This window comes from Pseudomonas sp. EGD-AK9 (genome assembly GCF_000465935.2).
Lineage (GTDB): Bacteria > Pseudomonadota > Gammaproteobacteria > Pseudomonadales > Pseudomonadaceae > Aquipseudomonas.
On record NZ_AVOF01000825.1, the window covers coordinates 1 to 655 of the forward strand.

Annotated in this window: 2 protein-coding genes; both read left to right on the top strand. The window is 70.4% G+C overall.

The features are described from left to right. On the top strand, window positions 1–183 hold a 183-nt coding region (gene zapE / locus N878_RS24485), incomplete at its 5' end, for an AFG1/ZapE family ATPase (protein ID WP_031304052.1). After that, a partial coding sequence (locus N878_RS24490; protein ID WP_021446115.1) for an AEC family transporter occupies window positions 177–655 on the top strand: 479 nt, incomplete at its 3' end. The genes zapE and N878_RS24490, both read left to right, overlap by 7 nt.

The window sequence follows — 655 nt, forward strand, 5'->3', positions numbered from 1 at the left end:
GACGAGCAGCAGCGCCTGGTCAACTTCGTCGATATCGCCTACGACGCCGGCATCGAGCTCTGGCTGCAGGGCGAGGCCAGCCTGGCGGCGCTGTGCGCCGGCGTCGGCCACCTCGACTTCGCCCGCACCCGCTCGCGCCTGGCGCAGCTGCGCGTGGAACGCCCGGAGCGCCTGGCATGCTGACGGTGCTGGGGATCACCGCGCCGATCTTCATCCTTATCGGCCTGGGGTTTCTCTCGGTGCGCGGCGGCCTGCTCAGTCGCGAGCAGATGCGCGGCCTCGGCGTCTTGGTGATCAACTTCGCCCTGCCGGCGCTGCTGCTCAAGGCGCTGACCGAGCGGCGTCTCGACGAGGTGCTCAACTGGCCTTATCTGACCGCCTACGCGCTGGCCTCGCTGAGCCTGTTCGCCGCCGGTTTCGCCGTGGCGCGCTGGTGGCGCGGGCAGGGCCAGTCGGCCAGCGCCATCCTGGCCATGGGCATGTCGGTGTCCAACAGCGGTTTTATCGGCTACCCCATCGCCGTCATGGTGCTTGGCCAGACCGCGGCGGTAGCCATGGCCCTCGGCATGCTGGTGGAGAATCTGCTGCTGATCCCGCTGGCCCTCGCCCTGGCCGAAGCCGGCGCGCAGCGCGGCAACGGCGGCTGGGCGCTGGT